1 pseudogene is annotated in these 329 nt (G+C 33.1%); it reads left to right on the top strand.

Going from position 1 to position 329, the window contains the following annotated elements:
- Window positions 1-227 precede the first annotated feature (227 nt).
- Window positions 228-329: pseudogene (locus VF675_RS13855) on the top strand (IS110 family transposase); the annotation flags it as partial.

Below are 329 nucleotides of genomic sequence, written 5' to 3'. Positions count from 1 at the left end.
GTGCTTCTTGTATCTTGATTGATATAGTGATTAGCTACCACTATACGCAAATTGTAGAGTTTGGAGTGCTGCTAAAATCTTAAATTTGAACCTGAGATAAAACCTACAATTTGCCCTTATCCCTCATACAACTCTGAACGGTAACTAAGCACTTTGATGCTGTATTCACAAGGTAAGATGATGGTTAATGGGATAAAAATCATAGCTTAAACTCAAGGAATATCACCATGATTATGCTAGGTATTGATGTCAGTAAAACCAAAATAGATTGTTGCATTTTCCCTCAAGGTTTGACTGGAAAAAGAAAAAATAAAATATTTACTAATACA

Source organism: Acinetobacter sp. Lyrl_1 (assembly GCF_051948795.1).
Classification (GTDB): Bacteria; Pseudomonadota; Gammaproteobacteria; order Pseudomonadales; family Moraxellaceae; genus Acinetobacter; species Acinetobacter towneri.
Note: the sequence above shows the minus strand (reverse complement) of the source record. Positions and strands in the feature narration are given on the sequence as shown.